Here is a 19,958-nt window from a genome sequence, read left to right on the forward strand (position 1 = left end):
TTACGCACCTGCGGCGTTCCCGATAATTAATCCAGCCATAAAATCACCCACAATCAAGACAACCAAAATGACGATCGGTGTTTTCGCTAGCTCTTGCCAATCCGATTCTTGCTGCCTTGCTTGAACGACTCGAATAATAGACACCGCAAGATAGATCAATAGAATTGCACGCAGAAAGTTAAAGATGAGCGAAATGACAGGTGTAAGATCTTGTCCGCCTTGACCTTTGAAATTTGCGGTCATCCATTTCTCAGCATTGACGTAGAACTGAGCACTAGCGGAATCTGCTTGCACAGTCAAAAGTGCAACAATCCCAATTCCAATCATTAATCCAAAAATAGTCGCGAAGCTCAGATTAAAGGTGCGATCAAGCCGCGCTCGCTGATGGCAATGATCGAGGTAAGCATAAGCATTTGCGATCGCAATGGGGAAAAGAAACGGAATCGTTGAAAGCAAATACAATGGCGTTGAGATTAGTTTGTGCATTGACAGATCGAGCGTCAATAGCATGATGCCAATGATGATGCTAGTCGCTGGCATTGGTGCTTGCAGTTGCGACCACAAATTCAGCTTTTGTAAAGCTGACGACCGGGAAAGAGCAATACCCATAAGTCAAAGAAGTGAGTGGAGGGAGTTTTTTGACAGAAAAAAAGGCAAAAAAGCTCTGAACAAGCTCGATTTGTTGGTCAATCAAAGCGTGTTAATCAGGCTATTTATTTCTTTTAAATGGACAGCAATCTCGTTGATTTCCTGAGGCGAAACTATGACTAAAGAGTGCCTGCGAGATGACTGCATCCTACGATATATAGAAGGGGCTGAGCAAGTAAATTTGCAATATCCAATATCAGCGGTTATGGTATTTTTCCTGATTCACTAAACTTATAAAAGCCTGTAAACATTGCAATTTCTAGTATGTAGAATTCGATAATTTGTGCAGTTTAAGTTAAAACTCAAACTGCACAAATACTGCTTAAAGTTATATGAACTTCAATATTTTATATAGATTAATGCAGTTTGATTTTTGTGATTTTATCCTTGTTAAAAACTGCTTTTAACACAGTTTGAAATTTTCTCTAAATCTAATTAAAAACTGCCTCTGATGAGGATCAAAGGCAGTGAATAAACAAAGTGATTGTGCAAGATGAGCTACATCAGTTTCTCTGGTTTAACCCAGGATTCAATATCAAGTTTGTGCTTCTCGCCGTAGGCATACAACAAACGCAAATACTTCTCTGGATCTTCCGTAACTTCCGCTTCAAAGCGCTTGGTGATTTCTTCAGGTGTCATAGAGAAAAGTCCGATGTCATTAATGCAGCCTTGTTCTTTAAGCGTTTGTTTAGCAAACTCAAGATATGGACTGAGAATGTCCCGAATCATTGCAGAAACCGCAGTTCCACTGATCGTGGCGAGAACCTTGAGCGAGGTTTGATCAAAAGCGTTAATCGAGGGATGTACTTCCTCCGTAAGCTCTGTTAAATAGGTTTAGATAGCCTGGTATTCATCAGAGTGAGCGGTTAAAATGACTGCACGAGCATTCGCAAATACCTTCGTATTAGGAGCTACAACTATTTTGTCAGAACCTCAGAGATTCGCCTACTTGTACCTGCGAATTTACTCATCAAATAAATGTCTTCTTAATCTAAATACAGCCTCTTCGCCCTGTATTTCTTGAATTGTTTCCAGATGCCTTTCCAAAAACTCAATGTAATTTTCGATACCGATCTCAAAAGCGATTTGGGTGAGTAGGACCATGACAGTTTCGATTTGAGAGGCTTGCAGCAAGTCAAATACAAGCAGACTATTCAGCAAACTAGAGATTGCCTGATCAAACTGTCTGGATAATCGATAGGCATCGCCTAGATTGCATGTTGCCGCTGCATATCCCCAGCGATCGCCAATTTCTTGAGTAATTTCGACACTCATTTGCTGGCAACGAATTGCCTTTTCATAGTCTTCTATACAGGTGTAGGTGTTACCTATGTTGCTGAGGGCGTAAGCCTCACTTTCCTGGCTTTGAAGTTGGCGAGCGAGGACCAATTTCTGACGCAGGTATTCCAAAGACGCTTCATAATCTCCCAGATCTTTATATACTGTGCCAATGTTTCCTAAAGCCTTCTCTTCACCTTCCAGGTAGCCAATCTCGCGAGACATCTCAAGTTGCTGCTGATAGTACTGAAGAGCCTCCTGAAACTGTTCAAGCGCAGTGCTGACATTCCTTAAACTGCCCAGAGTGGCTGCGATCGCTTTCCTATTGCCAATCTGAACACTTATTCGCAGACTGCTCTGGAAGAGATCTCTGGCAATATCGTGGACTCCAAGATAGTAGTGGGCAACCCCCAGATTCTCCAGAGCGTTGGCTTGTCCATCCTGATCATCAAGTGCTATGGCAAGGTGCAGGTGTTGTTGATGATAAGCGATTGCTTCCTCAAAGTTGCCCTCTAACCGTTGTAATACGCCTAAGTTGCCCAAAAGTTTGCCTTCTCCTCTGCGATCGTCTAATTGACGTGCCAGACCAAGTGCCTGTTTATAGAAGGTGGCTGCCGTAGAGTATTGCCCTACTGCTCCATAAACATTTCCCAGATTGCACAGTGCGTTCTGCTCTGCTTCTGCGTCTTTTACTTGCTTGGCAAGGTCTAAGTGTTGAGAGTGATACTCAATCGCTCTAGAATAATTACCTAAACTCTGGTAAGCTAGACCTAATCCATTCAAACAAATCATCTCACCATCTGGAGAGCAATGCCCTGATAGTTGTTTATATAGCTGTATTTGTACGGTGTAATATCCCCATCGCCCTAACTGTAGGTGTAATGGGTCAATCAACGAACCCTGTAATTTTGTATTGACGACGTTGAGCCGAAGCAGCAGTAACTCCGTCGCTTGTTCCCATGCAGTAACTTGACACAGATGGTAAAACGATTCCAACAAACCCTGAATTTGGTCTAAATTTGTTGTCTTTCCATCAGGCTGGTATTTTGTCAACCAATTTTTGACAGCTTTATAGTTAGCACGCTCTGTGCGTGAAGTACCACTGCACCGTCCATCGGTACCTACAATCTTCAGGTAGGACAGAATCACCTGCCCAGCCTGAGTAAGGTCATCAGTCTCCAGAATTGGTTGCATTTGACTGTTCATTGAGCAACCTCTCTTTCAGCATATCGCATTCTTGGCGTAATGAAATCCCAAGTTCTGTAGCTATAGAGTGAGCGCGATCGCAGCAGGAAAAAGCTTTTTCAGGATTCGTGAGTTCAGAATTAATTTCTGCCATGTCATAAAGCACCAGAGCTTCAAGGTGACGATCACCCACCTCTATAAAGCATCCCAGTGCCTCCTTCAAATTTGCCATTGCCTCTTCATACTGCTCCAGAGTTCCCAGGTTAGCTGCGATATTGTAAAGAGCTTTACCCTCCTCGTAACGATCTCTGATAGCTTCCGCAACCGCTAAACCCTGTCGGTGAAACTCAACTGCCTGAGAGTAATGTTTCAACTGATAAGAGGAGTTACCCAAATTAGCTAAGGCTCTGATCTCAGCAGGGCAATCGCCTAGTTCCTGTACGATCGTCAAATACTGTTGGTGACAATGAAGTGCTTGCTCATGGTCTTTCAGAGAAGCAAAGGCATGTCCTAAATTATTTAGAGCCGCACCTTCTATCGGACGATCGCCCAGCCTTCTAGCAATAAATAGCTGTTGTTGATAATACTCAATCGCTTGACTATATTTCTCCAGGGCATCGCAGGTAACTCCCAGATCCCAGAATGCTGCCATTTCCTGAGGTTGATCATCAAGGGATTGCACGATTGATAATCGGCGCTGCTGGAAGTCTAGTGTAGTGACATATGCCTTTAATTGAAAATAGGTTCGACCTAATGCATCTAACGCCTGAATTTCTATGGTATGACCTGGAACAGCCTGGGCAATGGCGAGAAGTTCCTCACCCCGCTTGATGGCGAGATCATACTGCTCCATCTCACGATAGGCACGATTGAGATAGAGAAGAGTTTGAGCTTTTTTAACTCGATCCTGAGCAAATTCCAAATGCTGTTCGCCGTAATGAATGACACTGGCATAGCTCTGATTTGCAGCATTGCAATCACATAGAGTCTTCAACGCCTGCTCTTGTCCCAAATGGTCTTGAATTGTTTGGGCAATTGCAAGATGCCGTCGATGGTAGTCCAGTGCTTTCTCTCGCTGGTTTAAAGCCCAGTAGGTGCTTCCTAAACCACCTAAAGCGTAGCCTTCGACTTGACGAAACCCGATTTCACGAGCAATGTTTAAGCAGTCTTCAAGAACAGCGATCGCTTCGTTATACTGACCAACACATTGATAAGCGTTGCCCAGATTACCTAATGCTTTCATCTCTCCTGGGCGATCGCTGATCTGTTGCGCGACGGCTAGACGCTGCTGCTGATGCTCAATGGCTTTCTCATAGTGCCCCAACGAATAGTAAACAATCCCCAAATTTCCTAAAGCATGTCCTTCACCGGGACGGTCGTAAAGTTGCCGAGCAATGGTCAAGCTTTGTTGATGGAAGTCGATCGCTTTATCGTAGTTACCCTGACTGTGGTAGTTCAATCCCAAGTTCGTCAAAGCATTCATTTCTCCATGCTGATCCTGAATTGCTTGGGCAATGGTTAAGCGTTGCTTCTGACAACCAATTGCTTCGTCATAGCTTCCCACGTTGTAGAGAAGCACGCCCAGATTACCCAGAGCACGTCCTTCCTCAAGGCGATTACCGGTAGTTCGTGCGATTTCCAGGCTCTGTTTGTGGCAGTCAAATGCTTGCTGGTAATCACCCAAATCAGCATAGGCATTACCCAGTCCCATCAGTAGTGTTGGTTGCGATTCAAAAGTAACATGGGCTAGCAACGTGGTATACAGTTCAATTTGGGTTGAATAGTAGCCCCATGTGGCTAATTGGTTGTGCAGTTCTTCCGCAGTCGCCGTATTGAGTGGTATTTGAAAAACGCTAATTGCCTGACTCCAAGCATCAATTTCGCAAAGATGATGGAAAGCTTCCAGATATCCTCGAACCTGCTCTAGACTGGAAACGCCTGCTGGAGGTTGATATTTCCCAAGCCAGTTTTTGATGGCTGTGAAATGGGCACGGTGGGGAGAGTGTCGCTGTTTAACTTCCTGTGCAATTAAAGCAGCTTCAATCTCAGTCAAAAGTTTTTTACCCGGTAGAGTCAGATCTGCCGGATTGATTTCGTGCTGAGATGTCTTTTCTGACGGAGCTTTGACGGAGACATTCGGCTGCTTGTTCATATTGACCAAGAGAATAGTAGATTATCGCTAAATTGTCTGAGATGCTATCTATGCTGACTGGATCTCCAAGTGTTTTTGCAATGGTTAAGCTTTGCTGATAGTGGTGAATTGCCTGATCGTCATCACCTACAGCATAGAAAATTCCTCCTAAATCTCCCAGTGCTCGCTTTTCTCCTTGAGGATCACCAATGGTTCTGGCAATGATTAGACTATTATAATAACAGTCGATCGCTTGCTGGTATTGCTCTTGCGCTGCATAAATACTCCCTAAATTCCCCAGTGCTCTGGCTTCTCCTTCAGGATCACCAATGTCCCTGGCAACCGCCAAACTTAGTTGAGCAAAGGTAATTGCTTGGTCGTAATCACCCAGAATTTCGTAGAGGCTACCTAAATTTCCTAAACTCAAACCTTCTACAGCACGATCGCCAATTTCATTGGCAATCGCTAAACTTTGTTTGCAGTACGCGATCGCCTGTTCGTATTGCTCTAATGCTTCATAAACAGTTCCTAAACTTTCTAGCGTTGAGCATTCTCCAGAGCGATCTTCAAGGTCACGGGCAATAGCCAGACTGTGTTGCAGACAATCGATCGCTTTCTGATAGCGTCCTAAAGCTTCACAAGTACTACCCAAATTCCCCAAAGCTCTTCCTTCTTCATGCCGATCGCCAAGCTCCTTGGCAATGGCTAAACTGTTTTGATAGTAGTCAATTGCCTGCTGGTATTCTCCCATCGCTTCATAGGTGTTACCCAGGTTGCCCAGCGTTGTTGCCTCCATTGGACGATTCTTAGTTTCTCTGGCAATTGCCAGAACCTTGAGATGATAATCCAGTGCGGTCTGATACTGACCTGAATAGGATAAAGCATTGCCTAAATTGCCCAACGATCGTGCCTGTGCCTTGCGATCGTTCATCTGTTGAGCCAGTTCTAAACTGTGTTGGTGATAATCAATTGCCGTTTGGTACTGCCCCAAAGCGCAGTAAACAATCCCTGAGTTATCCAGCCAGATGACATCCCACGCAGGTTCTAAATGTCCTAGCAATCTTTCGTAGAGCAAAATTCGTTCTCGCTGGTACCCCCAGGTTCCAAGCTGATGGTGCAGTTTTTCATAGGTAGGGGTGTTGCAGCGTAAATTTATTATTTCCTTTGCTCCAAGCCAGTCCCTGACCTCGCACAGATGATGAAATGCCTCTATCCCTCCACGAACTTGCTCCAGATTAATAGCTTCATTTGTGGGGCGATACTGGGTTAGCCAGTTTGCAACCGCCCGGTAATGGGAGCGTTTTGAAGGCTGAATGGTTTTGAGTAATCGCAGGTCAATCCCTATCTGTTCAAGAACTGATACATCAGAGGGTAGAACTCTTTTCATACTTTTCTGTAGCTCCCTTTGCAACGCTGAAAGTGAAACACAGTGCCTGCTCAGCCTGAACAAGATTAGCCGTCTTCGGAACTCTTCCTTTCTAATTGTTCATTCAGCAGCATCTCTTTAAGTTCCTTGCATTCCTGCAATAATGGAATTTCTAGTTCTGTAGCAATCTCCAAGGCACGATCGCAATACTCCAAAGCCTCCTGATATCTGGACAGCCTGCGATGAACAGCGGCAAGGTTCTGAAGCGTTACAGCTTGAATATAACGGGTCTTCAGGCTGATTGCTATCTCCAATGCCGACTGCAAATACTCGATCGCCTGCGAATACTGTTCCAACCGGATCGCCACCGCCCCTAAATTGCACAGAACGTTGCCTTCCCCTCGTCGATCGCCGATGTCCCTAGCAATTTCCAGGCGTTGCTGATAGTACTCGCTGGCGGGTTGATATTCTTCCAATGAGAAGTAGACATTGCCCAAACTTCCCAGGGCTACCCCTTTGCCTGATCGATCGCCAATGGCTTCAGTCATTTGCAGATACTGCTGAAAGTAGCCAATTGCCTGCTCATAGTCGCTCATAGAAAGGAAGGCATTGCCTAAAGCGCCCAATCCACTGGCTTCTCCATCGCGATCGCCAATTAACTTTGCAATTGCCATTTGCTGCTGATGGTAGGCAATCGCTTTCTCGTAATCGCCTGATGCATCATAAATACTTCCCAAACTACCCAGTGAGTTTGCCTCACCTCGACGGTCCTGAATGTCCTGAGAGATCACTAAACTGCGCTGATGGAAGTCAAGAGCTTCCCGGTATTGTCCCAAGTAGTAAGCAATGTTGCCCAGATTTGCCAGGCTGGCACTTTCACCCCGGCGATCACCGATAGTCCGGGCAATTTGCAGGCTTTGCTGATGATATTCAATAGCACCGATGTAATTCCCCTGGCTGACATACACAAGTCCCAAATTTCCCAATGCCTGCCCTTCGCCGAATTGATCGCTGATATTGCGTGAAATCTCTAAACTCTGCTGGTGGCATTCAATGGCTCTGGTATAGTCTCCCAGGCTGTTGTACGTTAATCCCAGGTTGCCCCAGGCTTCTCGTTGTCCTCGATAGTCGTCAATTTGTTGGGCGATCGCCAAACGTTGCTGCTGATAGTCAAGGGCTTTGGAATAGTCTCCCAGAGCATCGTAAGCTAGTCCTAAATTTCCTAGCGCCGCACTTTCTGCACGACGATCTCCAACTTCTCGCACAATTGCCAGACTTTGCTCAGAATATTGAATTGACTGATGGCAGTCACCCAGAAAGTAGAGATTTAACCCAATATTTCCCAATGCCAATCCTTCACTCTGGCGATCGCTGCTGGCTTTTGCAACTGCCAAGTGTTGGCGCTGGTACTGGATAGCGGTGTTGTAGTCTCCAAGAGAGTTATGCAGATTGCCTAAACCATTAAGCAGAACCATCTCCCAAGTAGAATTGAGCTTACCGAGGAGTTGAGTGAACAAGTCGAGTAGCTCACGATAATAGCCCCAGGTATTGAGTTGATTATGGAACTCATCTCTGGTGGGCGTATTCAGGCGAATAGAAAGAATTTTGCCTGCGGCTTTCCAGTTCTCAAGTTCAGACAAATGGTGGCAGGTTTCCAGGTAGCCACGCACTTTCTCCAGGTTAGAAGCATCTGAGGACGGCTTGTATTTGGTAAGCCAATTGATGACTGCTCGACATTGTACTTTCTGAAAGTGTGAAACCTGCATTGATCCCGAAGCATCTGGATTAATTCCCAGTTCGGTCAGTACTAATTCGCTTGAAGGAAGGATATCAACTGAGAACATTTTCTCTACTCCCTCCTTTGACTAAGCCTGTGCCAAAGCTTGAGAAATCTTAGAACTAGATGAGTCAATGTCAGATTGAGTCGGGCAAGGAAGATTCCTTGGCGATCCCCAATCTTCTGCGTAACGATTAATGCTTGTCGATGAAGCTCAATGGCTTGCTCGTACTTGCCCATCCACCCATACACAGACCCCAAGTTTCCCAGTGCAACTCCTTCACTGGAAAGTTCTCTAGTTTCCCGTGCCATAAATAGGCTTTGCTCAAGGCAGGATATTGCTTGATCGTACTGTTTAGTTCGTCGGTAAAGTTCACCCAAACTATTGAGAGCAATAATCTGTCCAGCTCGATTTTCTAATTCCTGGGATGCAATCAGGTAGTATTCGAGGTAAGTTGCTGCTCTATCATATTGATGCAGATACGCGTAGATATTACCCAGGTTGCCTAACGCTTGAGCCTCTATAAGTCGATCTCCACTTTGACGGGCAAGTGTTAAGCTCTGTTCCAGGTAGTCAATTGCTTTCTGAAACTGTCGCCGATCTCCGTAAACATTACCCAGGTTTCCCAGTACCTTGGCTTGTTCTTTAAGAAGACCAGTATGTCTAGCAGTTGACAAACTTTCTTGCAAAAAAGCAATTGATTGCTTAAAGTTCCCAAAACCTGCATGAGCAATACCAAGATTGATGAGAGCAGTCGCTCTACCTGAAACATTACCACTCTGCCGCGATAGTTCCAAGGCTTGCTGAGAAAAGTCAATAGCACGAGAGTAGTTTGCAAGATGTCCATATACATTTCCCAGCCCAACAAGAGATATCACGCGCACATCTAAAGGTGCTTCTTCCATAATTAAACTTGTGTACATCGCCATCTGTTCAGGATAATAACCCCAAATTTCTAATTGGTGAATTAGCTCATAAGTTGTTCCAGTAACCTCATTCTGTAAAGGAAGACGCAGTATGATGTTAGCCCTTTCCCAATCTTGCACTTCACAAAGATGATGGAAAGCCTCTAAATATCCACGAACCTTCTCAAGATTGGAAGCCTCCGGAGATGGAGTGTATTTAGTGAGCCAATTAATAACAGCTCGATAATGCGCTTTTTGACCTAGAGTAAGCGTCTTGAAGTCGCGCTCCGGTTTGATATCAAGACTTGACAGTACAGGTGTTGTGGAAGCAGGCAAGTTGCTCATGCATTACACCTCACTAAGTAAGTCTGTCTTCAAATCTTGGTACCGTTATATTTTCTAGCGTATCCAACCCTCGCAAATTCTCTAATGAAACACTACGGATCAGATTGTGCTGTCTCAACAGATATTGATCGCTACTATCAACTAATTCTTCAATTAAATATCGATCGCGCAGCGCATCTAACGCTGCTCTTTGTTCCTCTTCATCCCGATCCCAATCCTCCAGGTGACTTAACCAAAAATCTTCAGGAACTGGGCAACGGTAAACCGATGCCTCGCAAAGCATAATGTAAGCCCATTTTGAGTCTTCTTTCAGTCGCTTAAAGGTTTTGTTTAAACGTGATTGCACGTTTCTCCTCAGCGTCTTCGTAAATCGATCCAATTGCCATTTATCATCGGCTCCCACAGAAACTCCCTCTTGAGCTTCAGCAAGCGCTTTCTCGACTTCCTCAATCTCGTTACCGTATCTGTTCCAATAGGCGATAACATTGCCCTCAAAGGGTTTGTTCTTAATTTCACCCGCGATGACTCGTAGCGCTAAAGGGTGTCCTTCATAGGCAGTCCCAACTCGCTCCAAATAAGGTCTGCCTTCCGAAGTGGGGGCAATATCTAGTTCCGTTTTTTCAAATAACGCCATCCGCTCTGGTTTTTCCAAACCGCTCAACGGCTGACAGTACCAGAAATTATAAGATCGCTTACCTGCATCCTCAATATGTCCAGGTAAGTCCTGAGAAGTCAGAATGAAACGGCTTTCACAGGAATTTGCTTTCAGATAGCGATCAAAGAGCTTGATCCACCATTTATCTTTGAAGTCACTCCATCCTTCCTCTTCGTTACCCTGCAAAATATTCTCCAGAGAGTCCATCTGGATCAGGTAGCGATTCTCACACAAGTGTTTGATGAGACGTTCCAATAGTCGCTGGGGGTCTTTGCGATCGTCAGGTGTAATCAGTTCTCCCCACTTTTCTAACCAGCGGGCAGCAACACTGGCAAAGTCCGAGGTCTGCTGCTCATCGTCAAAGTTCTCCTGGTGATAGTGGGACCAGTCATTTCCAAACCAGTCACTCACTTCTACCGCCAGTCGCTCACCCAGAGCCGTTTTCCCAATTCCTGTGATACCCACCAGAATCAGCAGACGGCAGTTACCACGGATGCGATCGCTTAACGCCTGAATCAGGCTATCCCGACCAACCCAAGCATTATCGTAAGCAAAAAAGTTGGGAGAACCAACTTCAGGCACATTTTTACTCTGAACTATTCCGTTATCAATATTTGAACCAGGTTTATTACCTACCAAATCACCTGCTGGGTTTCTGGGAGTTAAAGGTTCGTCGAGCAGGAAATGTTTAGTAAAGCCTGCGGCAGCAGCAGCAGCATAATCATGCCATTCGTCATTTTTACTGGAATCTGCGTAGTCACAAAGACCACGAATCACTAAGCAGCGAACTCGTTCAAAACTTTGCCAGGTAGAAGCGATGACACCGTAACCTTCCATTTCAATTGCCATGATTTTTCGATTCACAGCAGCAATTCTGTCTCGCTCCATTGCATCTGCAATCACTTTATCGCCCGAAGCAATTACCCCTAGACCGAGTTTAGGACGAGTTTGAGTTCTATCAGGGCGATCGGCAAGAATTGGAAAAATGGATTCAGGCAATGCCTGCACTCGATCCAGGAGAGTAGCATCCACAGGAATTTGCTTAGGTTCGGGAAGTTTACCTTCCGAGGTCACCTTACCCATCTCATAGTAGTAAATCTCTTTTCCGACGACTAAATCTCCAAGATGTTGCTTTGATGAGGATTTAGCAGTAGCTGCAATCCCCACCATAAGTACCACAGCAGGTTCCCAATGATGTAATGTGTCATTGGTAAGAATAGCTGCGTTCACACTTGCCATATCCAAGGATTGTGCTACAACAATTTCGTAAAACCTACCATTATTGAGCAGTAGGCGTTTCCTCCAGTATGTGCGAGAACCTTTTCGGACGCGATCTTTTGCCTCGTCAATTTCAAGGACTTTTAGGATAGCTAATCGCTCAATCTTAATTGCGGTAATGATAGCAAAATCAATCATAGTATCCTCTTTAGCCTCTAACTTTGGAATTGACACTCCAATTAAATTGTGTTGGGTTTCTTGAATTTGGGAAATGGTTGAGGCGCTTAGTTGGAACTTTGCTAATACCTCAAATGCAAATGCGCTAGCATTACGGGCTGCCTTGTCCTGCCGCTCATCCTCAGTGCCCTCCGCAGGATCATCCGCGTTTTTGTCCTGAATCAGGTCAGATATACCCCGAATCACGATCGCCTTGATTTCAGGGTTGGCAAAAGCTGCACTGAGGAAACCAAACCCCTCCATCTCAACGGCAATTGCATCGTTGTAACTCGCTCTGATGAAGTTAAAAACATCCGATTCTTTCGAGGCAACAACTTTCTCTCCGGCAGCAATGGGAGCTACAAACACACGAGATTGCGGAATCGGACTATTGGACAGCCGTTTCAACCACTCTCCTCTTCTTGCCTCTGCTCTAGCTCGCTGCACTAATGCATGAGCCGATTGCCCTGACGCAGGGCGGGTAAAGAACTGCTCTCCGACTTTGCCAGATTCATAACCGTAAACTTTTGTTGCTGCCACGACATCGCCGATCGCAACATCTTTGATGCCTCCAGCTATGCCCACAAAGAAAAGGATGTCGGGCTTGAAGTAGGCGATCGCCCGTCCTGCTTCGACGGCTGCTCCCGCATTCCCGGCTCCCACCTCGGCAATCCCAACTTCCCACGCCTGCTCGTTCCCTGAAAATTTTCCCCGCTCGTAGATTGTTCCTTGAGGATGCGTTTCCTCCTGAAGATCTGTGAGATGGGCACGGACAGCCGAATATTCAACGGGTAAAGCAGTCAGTATCACCGCACGAGGCATAGGCTGGCTCCTCGAGAAACCTGAATACTCACTATTTTGGCGGTTTAAATCTGAATTGCCCACAGTTTAGAGAATTTCTTTGGCTGGCTGAGGGATGGCTTCTCATAATCCACAATAGAGGCAGGATTTGAGAGGGAGCCAATCATGAGCGATAAAGACCCGATTCTTGAAATCTTCTTCAAGGAATATGACAAGCTGAAGTCAGAGCAGGCGCAACGGATCGGCTTTCGGGACAACCTGCTTTATGTGACGCTAGGCTTGTTTGCCACGATCATCTCGTTTGCGGTTTCTAATGCAAGCAATTATTATGCTTTGCTGGTGGTTCCCTGGGTCTGCCTAATTCTGGGCTGGACCTATGTGGTCAACGATGAAAAGATTTCGGCGATCGGCAGGTACATTCGCTACAAGCTGGTTGATAAGGTGAAAGAGCATACGGGCTACGAGGATCTGGAAACCCTGTTTGGTTGGGAGGTTGCTCACCGGGATGATAGACATCGCAAGCGCCGTAAAATTCAGCAGTTGATTGTGGATGAAATTACGTTTGTCGCTTCGGGGCTGATTGCTCTGGGGGCGTTCTGGTTTCTGGTTCCCAAGCCACCTGTAGGAGTGACGATTCTATCCTGGGTAGAGCTTCTGTTGCTGATTGTGCTGGGAGTTGAGACGTTTATCTATGCTGACCTGGGTGAGGGACGCTGATGTTTAGTTCAGGTGTACGGTTCAGTAGGGAAAGTCTATGATGGGGGAGGGAAAACGGGATGAGGAGCGGGAAGAGCGCATCACGATGGAAGTTGTGGTGGATGCCTATGGGTCGGAAGAGCAGGCGATGGGCTGGTACTACTATTTGCAGGATACGATGCAGTTTCCGTTCACAGCAATCTGTGTCAGTAAGCGACGCATTTCTCCTTTGAGAGAAGGCACAACTGTGGAGGGGGTGGGTATGGCACCGGAGGATGAGTGCGAGCAGGAGATGTTTGTGAAGATTGACTGTGAGGGGGATACGCTGGGAGTGCCCTTGATTCAGCTAGAGGCTCCAGAGGCAGATGCAGAAACGCAGCAAGCGAACACTTTGTGTGAGCCAAAGGCACCGCCGACTGGCACTACTGGATCTCAGGGCTATGAGTTTGGGTAGGGTTTAGTGCCCGATTGCTTGACGTTGGGAGTAGATTTCTTCGAGCAATAGGTCGCGGAGTTCGTCGGCAATGTCATCGGGAGGATTGCCAGCCAGTGCTCGTCCGATCAGGCGTTCTGCATCTCGAAATTGATTACACCTGATCGCCAAGACTGCGGCACTGCGGTGTAATACAGAGCGAGTGGGTTCCAGGTCAAACTGGTTAGCAACGAGATCAGCAGCAGCCCGTTCTTTCGTAAAAGCGGCTCTGGAGAGAGCGTTTACCGCTTTAGCATCACCCCGTTGACGAGCCAGAACTGCCTGGTCAACCAGTTCCATTGCTTCTCGGTGAAGGGTTTCTACATCCTGCATTTTTCCACGAGCCGTGCTTTGGGGGTGCCAAATTTAACCACTGCAATGTAGCCAGGAGCCACCGTGTCTGAAAGGCTGATCCTTAGCTTCATATTAATCCTGGATTGCAGGAGGGTTTCAGAACCTTGACGAATGCCTGAAACTTCCAGACGGGCTTTCCGTTGGAACGGGGTGTCTGAGTCATCAATGGAGCCAAGCCAGAAATCGAAGCCAAAGCCTTTTCCTTTGACCGATCGCTCAATAATGGTGAGGTTGCTGAGGCGAGGCATGATTCAGTGCGGCAATGCCGTAAGCCCTGTACTCGATGGCAACTTCCTGGTCAGCGTTGAAGCGTCGAATAGTATCTCGATCGCATTCCACTGAAGTTCAATGGTGCAGGATTGGATGCCATCAATTTGCAATGCGACACTCTCTTGATGCCCCTGATCGTCCAGGCAAACAGCAGCGGCTTCAGCACAAGTTGCTCCAAAGGTCAGCGACCAACCGGAACGTTCGGGTTTGTTCTGGCAAAGGTCAATCCAAGCTAAAGGGGGAGTTGGCAGAACGACGATCGCCCGAAAATATCTTCAGCAAGAATTTGGAACGTTTTTGGAATTCCCGATTGCTAAAGAAACCAAAGATATTGCTTCGATCGAGAGTTTGATTGAAGAAAACTAAGGCAACTAGGAGAAGAGCCAGGGCGAGAATTTTTAGTGTCTATTGATCGACTCAAACGCAAACTCCAAAGAGATCGCATCAGCATACCTTGGGTCGTGGCAGCCATCGCCCGTCGCGCCATGCAGGGCGTGAACTTCGTCCATTGCCAGCATCGCGCATTTCCGACATTTCTGCGGTATTTTTGCCCGTCCTGTTTATGCCATGACCGTGACGATTAAGGAAAGAATGAACCAGAAATGCTTAGATCTTCGCTGTTAAAGATAAGTATTTACACTTATTTGCTACATTTTATCCCAAATATACGATGCAAATATCTGGTGTAAGACTAAGACAAATGTAAGACCATTAATTAGCAAAATTCTACATCAAGTGAATCGAACCGACTCTGCCCAATTCTTTCTGTTGTTGAAATTTATCAATTTTTGATTTAGGGGCACTGAGCAAACCGGCTTTATAACTCAATTTTGATTTTTTGCGTGAACTTCGTTAACACAGTGTTATGAGTAAAGTGTCACTATAGACTGGTACGCTTGATCTAAAACGAGGCATTATCAATCCAAAAGGAGGATGTAACGCATTTATCCTCTACGGCTGCATGAACAATATAGAATTTCAGAGCGCCTCTTAAGCGTTCTGCTTCCCGATTTGGAATCCTTATGTCAACTGCCCAGCAAGTCATCGCGCTCCTCAAGAGCCACATCGAAGGCGAGGAACAACAGTTCTATACTGTTGCGATGCAAGTTGCTGCCCATGAAGCAAAGCAAGGGCATTCCAGGGTCGCTCAGGAAATCCGGGACTTAATCGATCGCGCCAAACAATCCCGCTCGCCAAACATAGGAACGAAGTCAGGTCCCACTCCCTTGATCCAACCCAAAGGGGAACTGGCAACCCTACTGTCGGCTCGTTATTCAACGATGCGCTTGAGTGACATGGTGCTGGACGCAAATCTGTGTAGACGATTGGAGAGAGTCATTCATGAAAACATCAATAGGCGCCGATTAGAGGAACATAATCTTAGCCCCCGTCGAAAACTTTTGCTGGTTGGCCCTCCTGGATCGGGAAAATCCATGACAGCTGAGGTCTTGGCAGGTGAACTCCAGTTGCCGCTTTTTACCGTACTCTACGACACGTTAATCACCAAGTTTATGGGAGAAACGGCGAGCCAGCTCCGGCTAATTTTTGATGCGATGTCCGCTACTCGTGGGGTGTATTTCTTCGACGAATTTGACGCGATTGGAGCACAGCGCAGCAATGTAAACGATGTTGGCGAAATACGGCGCGTCTTGAATTCATGCCTGCAATTTCTGGAAAATGATCAAAGTCCCAGTCTGATCATTGCGGCAACCAACCACCCTGAATTGCTGGACAAGGCGTTATTTCGGCGGTTTGATGATGTAATCCAGTATGAGCTGCCTACACCCAGCGTGATTCAACAACTTATTCAAACTCGAATTTCTAACTTCAAAGCTTCCTGGTCTGACTGGCAGCCAATTGTTGGCGGTGCTGAAGGGCTGAGTCAGGCTGAAATCATTCGTGCCATCGAAGATACCGTGAAAGCCACAGTGCTGGAAGAAAAAAAAGTCATATTGGAACAACTCCTTATTGATAGCCTCATTGAACGTAAAAATGCTACATTCCGTTGAATTCGCTATTAATAAAGATAGTGTTCAAGGAGTGTCGCGCAACCGATGGCTGAACCTTTTTCCGACTTGCCACATTTTTATCTGCAAGGGACTTCCAGTGCCGCAAATTATACTCGTCCAAAAGGCGGCGGCGACTCAGACCCTCCTCCTGAACGCGATCGCATCAGTCATGCAAATTTCCTCACGAGTCGCCTTCAAACGGCATTAGAAGCAGCAGCGAATGAGCGCAGCCTTCGCGTCAAAGACTTAACTTACGGAGAGTCCGGGTTTTATCTAGAATTTACGGTTAACAAAGAAGAATTTAAAGAGATTTCGTTGGATGATCGACGTAAGCAGATTGAGCTTCGCGCAGTTCGGTTGTCGGAGACGGATGACAAGTTGATTCACGCCACAGTTTTTGTTCCTGACAAAGCTGCGAAGCATTTTCTCAAGAAGATTGAGAACTACCGGGATAAGAACTCCAAGTGGGACAAGCCGCAAAACCAGGGACTCGTTACGCGCTTAGATGATATTCGACTGGGAGCGGTTAGATCGCTCTTTACTGACCGAAAGGAGCTTTATCCGCCGCCTGATCAAACCATCTGGTGGGAAGTCTGGCTGAAACGCGATCGTAGAGCTGATTTTCTGGAAATTGCAGAAAAGCTCAACTTTCAAGTAAAAAGCCACTCGCTTTCGTTCCCGGAACGGGAAATTCTGCTGGCACTCACGAATATTACGACGATCGCGACCATCATTCGCAACACTGATGGCATTGCGGAGCTGAGGATTGCTAAAGATAACCCTTCTTTTTACTTTCAGGAATTAGAGGTTCTGGAGCAAGCCGACTGGGTTGAAGCCCTGAAGCGTCAGCTCTTCTATCCCACGTCTGACCAGATTGCCGCTGCCATTCTGGATGGTGGGTCTAACCGCTCCCATTCGCTTCTTGAAAAAAGTCTTGCTTCTAACGACATGCATAGCGTTGATCCTACGTGGGGTGTAGGTGATAACCCAAACTGTGGTCATGGCACTGCGATGGCAGGCGTCGTCCTTTATGGTGATCTCGAAGCTGCGCTCGCTTCAACACAGCCGATTGAACTCACATACCAGCTTGAATCGGTGAAAATTCTTCCTCCGGTCGGGCAAAACGATCCAGACCTTTACGGAGCAATCACCGGGGAAGCGATCGCAAGAGTCGAGATTCAGGCACCACACCGCAAGCGCGTAATCTGCATGGCAGTCACAAGCTCAGGTCACAATACAGGGTGTCCTTCGTCTTGGTCAGCCGCAATTGATAAACTGTGCTTTGAGGACAACGAGACGCGCCGGTTGATTGTTCTGCCAGTCGGGAACATTCGAGACGAGATTCTACCGAATGAATATCTCGATCGAAACGATACTGAAGCCGCCGAAAATCCCTCACAGGCTTGGAATGCGCTGGTGGTAGGGGCCTACACTGAAAAAGTTAACATTACAACACCGCACTACAAACATTATCAAGCGATCGCGCCCGGTGGAGATCTCTGTCCCCGTAGCCGGACTTCAACCCTATGGCATTCACAATGGCCCATTCGCCCCGACGTGGTTTTTGAAGGCGGGAACCTAGCGACAGACGGCAGCTCGGCAGGCATGGTTATTGACGATTTAGGATTGCTCACAACCCACCATAAACCGATGGCGCGGCAGTTCGATTTTCTAAGTGACACCAGTGCTGCTACCGCGCTGGCAACGCGAATGTCGGCGCAAATTTTGTCTGAACATCCTGATTATTTACCCGAAACCGTTCGGGCACTCATGGTTCATTCAGCCAGATGGACACCCGCCATGCTGGATCGCTTGCCCACGAAAGTCACGCAAACCCAAAAGCGAACTCACCTTCTGGCGCGCTACGGCTTTGGTGTTCCAAGCCTCGATCGCGCACTTCAAAGTGCAAAACACGACCTGACGATGATCATGGAGGATCAATTTCAGCCATTTTGGAAGAAGGATGGCGAGATTAAGACCTATCAGATGAATTTCCACAAGCTCCCCTGGCCGAAAAAGGAACTTGAGAAACTCGGCGGAGCGGAGGTGGAACTTCATATCACGCTTTCTTACTTTATTCAGCCCAATCCCGGAGAGCGAGGATGGACACGACGGCATTCTTACGCTTCGCACGGACTGAGATTTTCTGTGAAGAATTCGCTTGAGTCCGTTCCAGAATTCAAGAAGAGAATCAACAAAGAAGCACGCGATGCTGAAGAGAGTTTAACGTCTTCTGGAAGTGACAAGGGATGGGTTCTAGGTCAGATGTTGCGGGATCGCGGCTCGCTTCACTCTGATATCTGGCGTGGTACTGCGGCTGATTTGGCAACAAAAGATGCGATTGGCGTCTACCCGGTCAGTGGATGGTGGAAGGAAAAACCAAATCTCGACGCTTGGAGTATGCTTGCACCTTATACGTTGATAGTTTCCATCCGTGTCCCGACAGGAGCTGACATTTACACCCCTGTTGAGAACATTGTTAAGCAAACAATTGTGATTGAGAATGAGTACTAGCGGTAGACGCTATTAACATTCCAAATCGCTTGAACTGTAACCCGATGTTTCTGGGTGGTATCGACGTATTATGGGTAGTGGCGAGATCACTCCTCTACCATGCGTCAGCCGATACCACAGCCACAACTGGTTATCCCTGCATCTTCCCCTGCGCTTCTGCCCATCCCTGTTGCGCCTCCCACTGATGTACGGGAAACCTATGTCGAATCATTCTTGCAAGCGCGAAACATTCAGCCAAATACCGCCAAAGCTTACCGGCAGGACTTGCAGACCTTCATGGAGTGGAGCGATCGTCCGTGGGGAGCCGTCACCCAGCGTCAGGTCATTCATTTCAAAACCTACCTCACCAAGGAGCGCAAGCTTGCGTCAAACTCAATCCGACGCATTCTGCGAACGCTGAGATCATTCTACGGCTGGATGGTCAAGTCGGGGCACCTGAGCATGAATCCCACGCTGGAAGTGGAGTTGCCGGAAGCCGAAGAAGCGGAGTCGCAAGAACTCCGCGATCGTGAAGTGGATCAAATTCTCGCCGCCGTGGCGCGATCGCGCTTTCCTGAACGTAACGCCGCGATCGTGATGGCGCTGTTGCACGGAATGCGAGCTGAAGAAGTGGTCAGCCTGGACATCGGCGATTATCAGACGCGGGAGGTGGCAGGGTACGACTCGAAGCAGCTACATATCCGTAAAGCCAAGGCGAACAGTATCGGCTGGGTGGTTCTGCTGCCGGCCGGAATAACAGTGTTTGAGAATTACCTGCGTTGGCGAACAGCGCCGCCAAGTGCAGAGCTTGCACCCGATGCCCCGATGTTCCTGTCCTACTCGAATCGCACGAAGAACGCACATCAGCGCCTGACCTACTGGGGGATTGATGAACTGATGCAGTGGCTCAAAGCAGAGACCGGGATTGACCTGCACTCTCACCGAGGACGCCACACCTATGCGACAAACCTGATGATTCAGTACGGTGTACCGGAAGCGGAAGCAATGAAGCTGACCCGGCACCGCGATCGGCGCAGCTTCCGACGCTACACCAACAAGCAGGAAATCCACGCGGCGCAGATGACCATCCTCAAAGCCAGCGGGCAAATCCCTTCACCTTAGCGGCAGGCTGCACGGT

Annotated in this window: 16 protein-coding genes; 6 read left to right on the forward strand and 10 right to left on the reverse strand. The window is 47.2% G+C overall.

The features are described 5' to 3' along the window. The 8 genes from LEPBO_RS40610 to LEPBO_RS39275 all read right to left on the reverse strand — a co-directional run bounded on the left by LEPBO_RS40610 (position 1) and on the right by LEPBO_RS39275 (position 12,547). Entirely contained in the window at positions 1-609 is a 609-nt protein-coding gene (locus LEPBO_RS40610) for a hypothetical protein (protein WP_051077912.1), read from the reverse strand. 537 nt (positions 610-1,146) lie between these two features. After that, positions 1,147-1,377 (reverse strand): hypothetical protein, encoded by a 231-nt coding sequence (locus tag LEPBO_RS0133375; RefSeq protein ID WP_017291942.1) that lies wholly within the window; start codon positions 1,375-1,377, stop codon positions 1,147-1,149. 234 nt (positions 1,378-1,611) lie between these two features. Beyond that, positions 1,612-3,132 carry a tetratricopeptide repeat protein gene (locus LEPBO_RS39260; protein ID WP_081614831.1) on the reverse strand — a complete coding sequence of 507 codons (1,521 nt, stop codon included), beginning with the start codon at positions 3,130-3,132 and terminating at the stop codon, positions 1,612-1,614. Continuing rightward, a complete protein-coding gene (locus LEPBO_RS40615) occupies positions 3,098-5,263 on the reverse strand; it encodes a tetratricopeptide repeat protein (RefSeq protein WP_017291944.1) in 2,166 nt (721 codons plus the stop codon). The genes LEPBO_RS39260 and LEPBO_RS40615 overlap by 35 nt, the downstream gene beginning before the upstream one ends. Further along, positions 5,172-6,629, reverse strand: coding sequence for a tetratricopeptide repeat protein (locus tag LEPBO_RS39270; protein WP_017291945.1), 1,458 nt, complete (start codon positions 6,627-6,629; stop codon positions 5,172-5,174). The genes LEPBO_RS40615 and LEPBO_RS39270 overlap by 92 nt, the downstream gene beginning before the upstream one ends. 65 nt (positions 6,630-6,694) lie before the next feature. Continuing rightward, positions 6,695-8,452, reverse strand: coding sequence for a tetratricopeptide repeat protein (locus LEPBO_RS0133395; RefSeq protein ID WP_017291946.1), 1,758 nt, complete (start codon positions 8,450-8,452; stop codon positions 6,695-6,697). 5 nt (positions 8,453-8,457) lie between these two features. Further along, entirely contained in the window at positions 8,458-9,636 is a 1,179-nt protein-coding gene (locus LEPBO_RS0133400; RefSeq protein WP_017291947.1) for a tetratricopeptide repeat protein, read from the reverse strand. A 13-nt stretch (positions 9,637-9,649) separates the two neighbouring features. Further along, complete coding sequence (locus tag LEPBO_RS39275) at positions 9,650-12,547, reverse strand: phosphorylase family protein (RefSeq protein WP_017291948.1); 2,898 nt, start codon at positions 12,545-12,547, stop codon at positions 9,650-9,652. A 144-nt stretch (positions 12,548-12,691) separates the two neighbouring features. On the opposite strand from LEPBO_RS39275, the gene LEPBO_RS0133410 reads away from it, so the two are divergent. Both LEPBO_RS0133410 and LEPBO_RS39285 read left to right on the forward strand, forming a co-directional pair. Next, positions 12,692-13,243, forward strand: coding sequence for a hypothetical protein (locus LEPBO_RS0133410; protein WP_017291949.1), 552 nt, complete (start codon positions 12,692-12,694; stop codon positions 13,241-13,243). A gap of 37 nt (positions 13,244-13,280) precedes the next feature. Then, positions 13,281-13,676, forward strand: a complete 396-nt coding sequence (locus tag LEPBO_RS39285; protein WP_242049423.1) for a calcium-binding protein — start codon at positions 13,281-13,283, stop codon at positions 13,674-13,676. Positions 13,677-13,679: 3 nt separating this feature from the next. On the opposite strand, the gene LEPBO_RS0133420 is transcribed toward LEPBO_RS39285, so the two are convergent. Further along, a complete protein-coding gene (locus LEPBO_RS0133420) occupies positions 13,680-13,994 on the reverse strand; it encodes a hypothetical protein (protein ID WP_225903992.1) in 315 nt (104 codons plus the stop codon). Positions 13,995-14,014: 20 nt separating this feature from the next. Beyond that, positions 14,015-14,296 (reverse strand): hypothetical protein, encoded by a 282-nt coding sequence (locus LEPBO_RS43785; protein ID WP_017291951.1) that lies wholly within the window; start codon positions 14,294-14,296, stop codon positions 14,015-14,017. Between the two features lie 229 nt (positions 14,297-14,525). Between LEPBO_RS43785 and LEPBO_RS43160 the strand changes: the two genes are divergently transcribed. The 4 genes from LEPBO_RS43160 (at position 14,526) to LEPBO_RS39295 (ending at position 19,942) form a co-directional block, all read left to right on the forward strand. Then, complete coding sequence (locus LEPBO_RS43160) at positions 14,526-14,684, forward strand: hypothetical protein (RefSeq protein ID WP_017291952.1); 159 nt, start codon at positions 14,526-14,528, stop codon at positions 14,682-14,684. A gap of 656 nt (positions 14,685-15,340) precedes the next feature. Next, a complete protein-coding gene (locus LEPBO_RS0133435; RefSeq protein WP_017291953.1) occupies positions 15,341-16,327 on the forward strand; it encodes an AAA family ATPase in 987 nt (328 codons plus the stop codon). Between the two features lie 45 nt (positions 16,328-16,372). Beyond that, positions 16,373-18,841 (forward strand): S8 family peptidase, encoded by a 2,469-nt coding sequence (locus LEPBO_RS0133440; RefSeq protein WP_017291954.1) that lies wholly within the window; start codon positions 16,373-16,375, stop codon positions 18,839-18,841. Between the two features lie 99 nt (positions 18,842-18,940). Next, positions 18,941-19,942 (forward strand): tyrosine-type recombinase/integrase, encoded by a 1,002-nt coding sequence (locus LEPBO_RS39295; protein WP_017291955.1) that lies wholly within the window; start codon positions 18,941-18,943, stop codon positions 19,940-19,942. Positions 19,943-19,958: the final 16 nt, after the last annotated feature.

This window comes from Leptolyngbya boryana PCC 6306 (assembly GCF_000353285.1).
GTDB lineage: Bacteria > Cyanobacteriota > Cyanobacteriia > Leptolyngbyales > Leptolyngbyaceae > Leptolyngbya > Leptolyngbya boryana.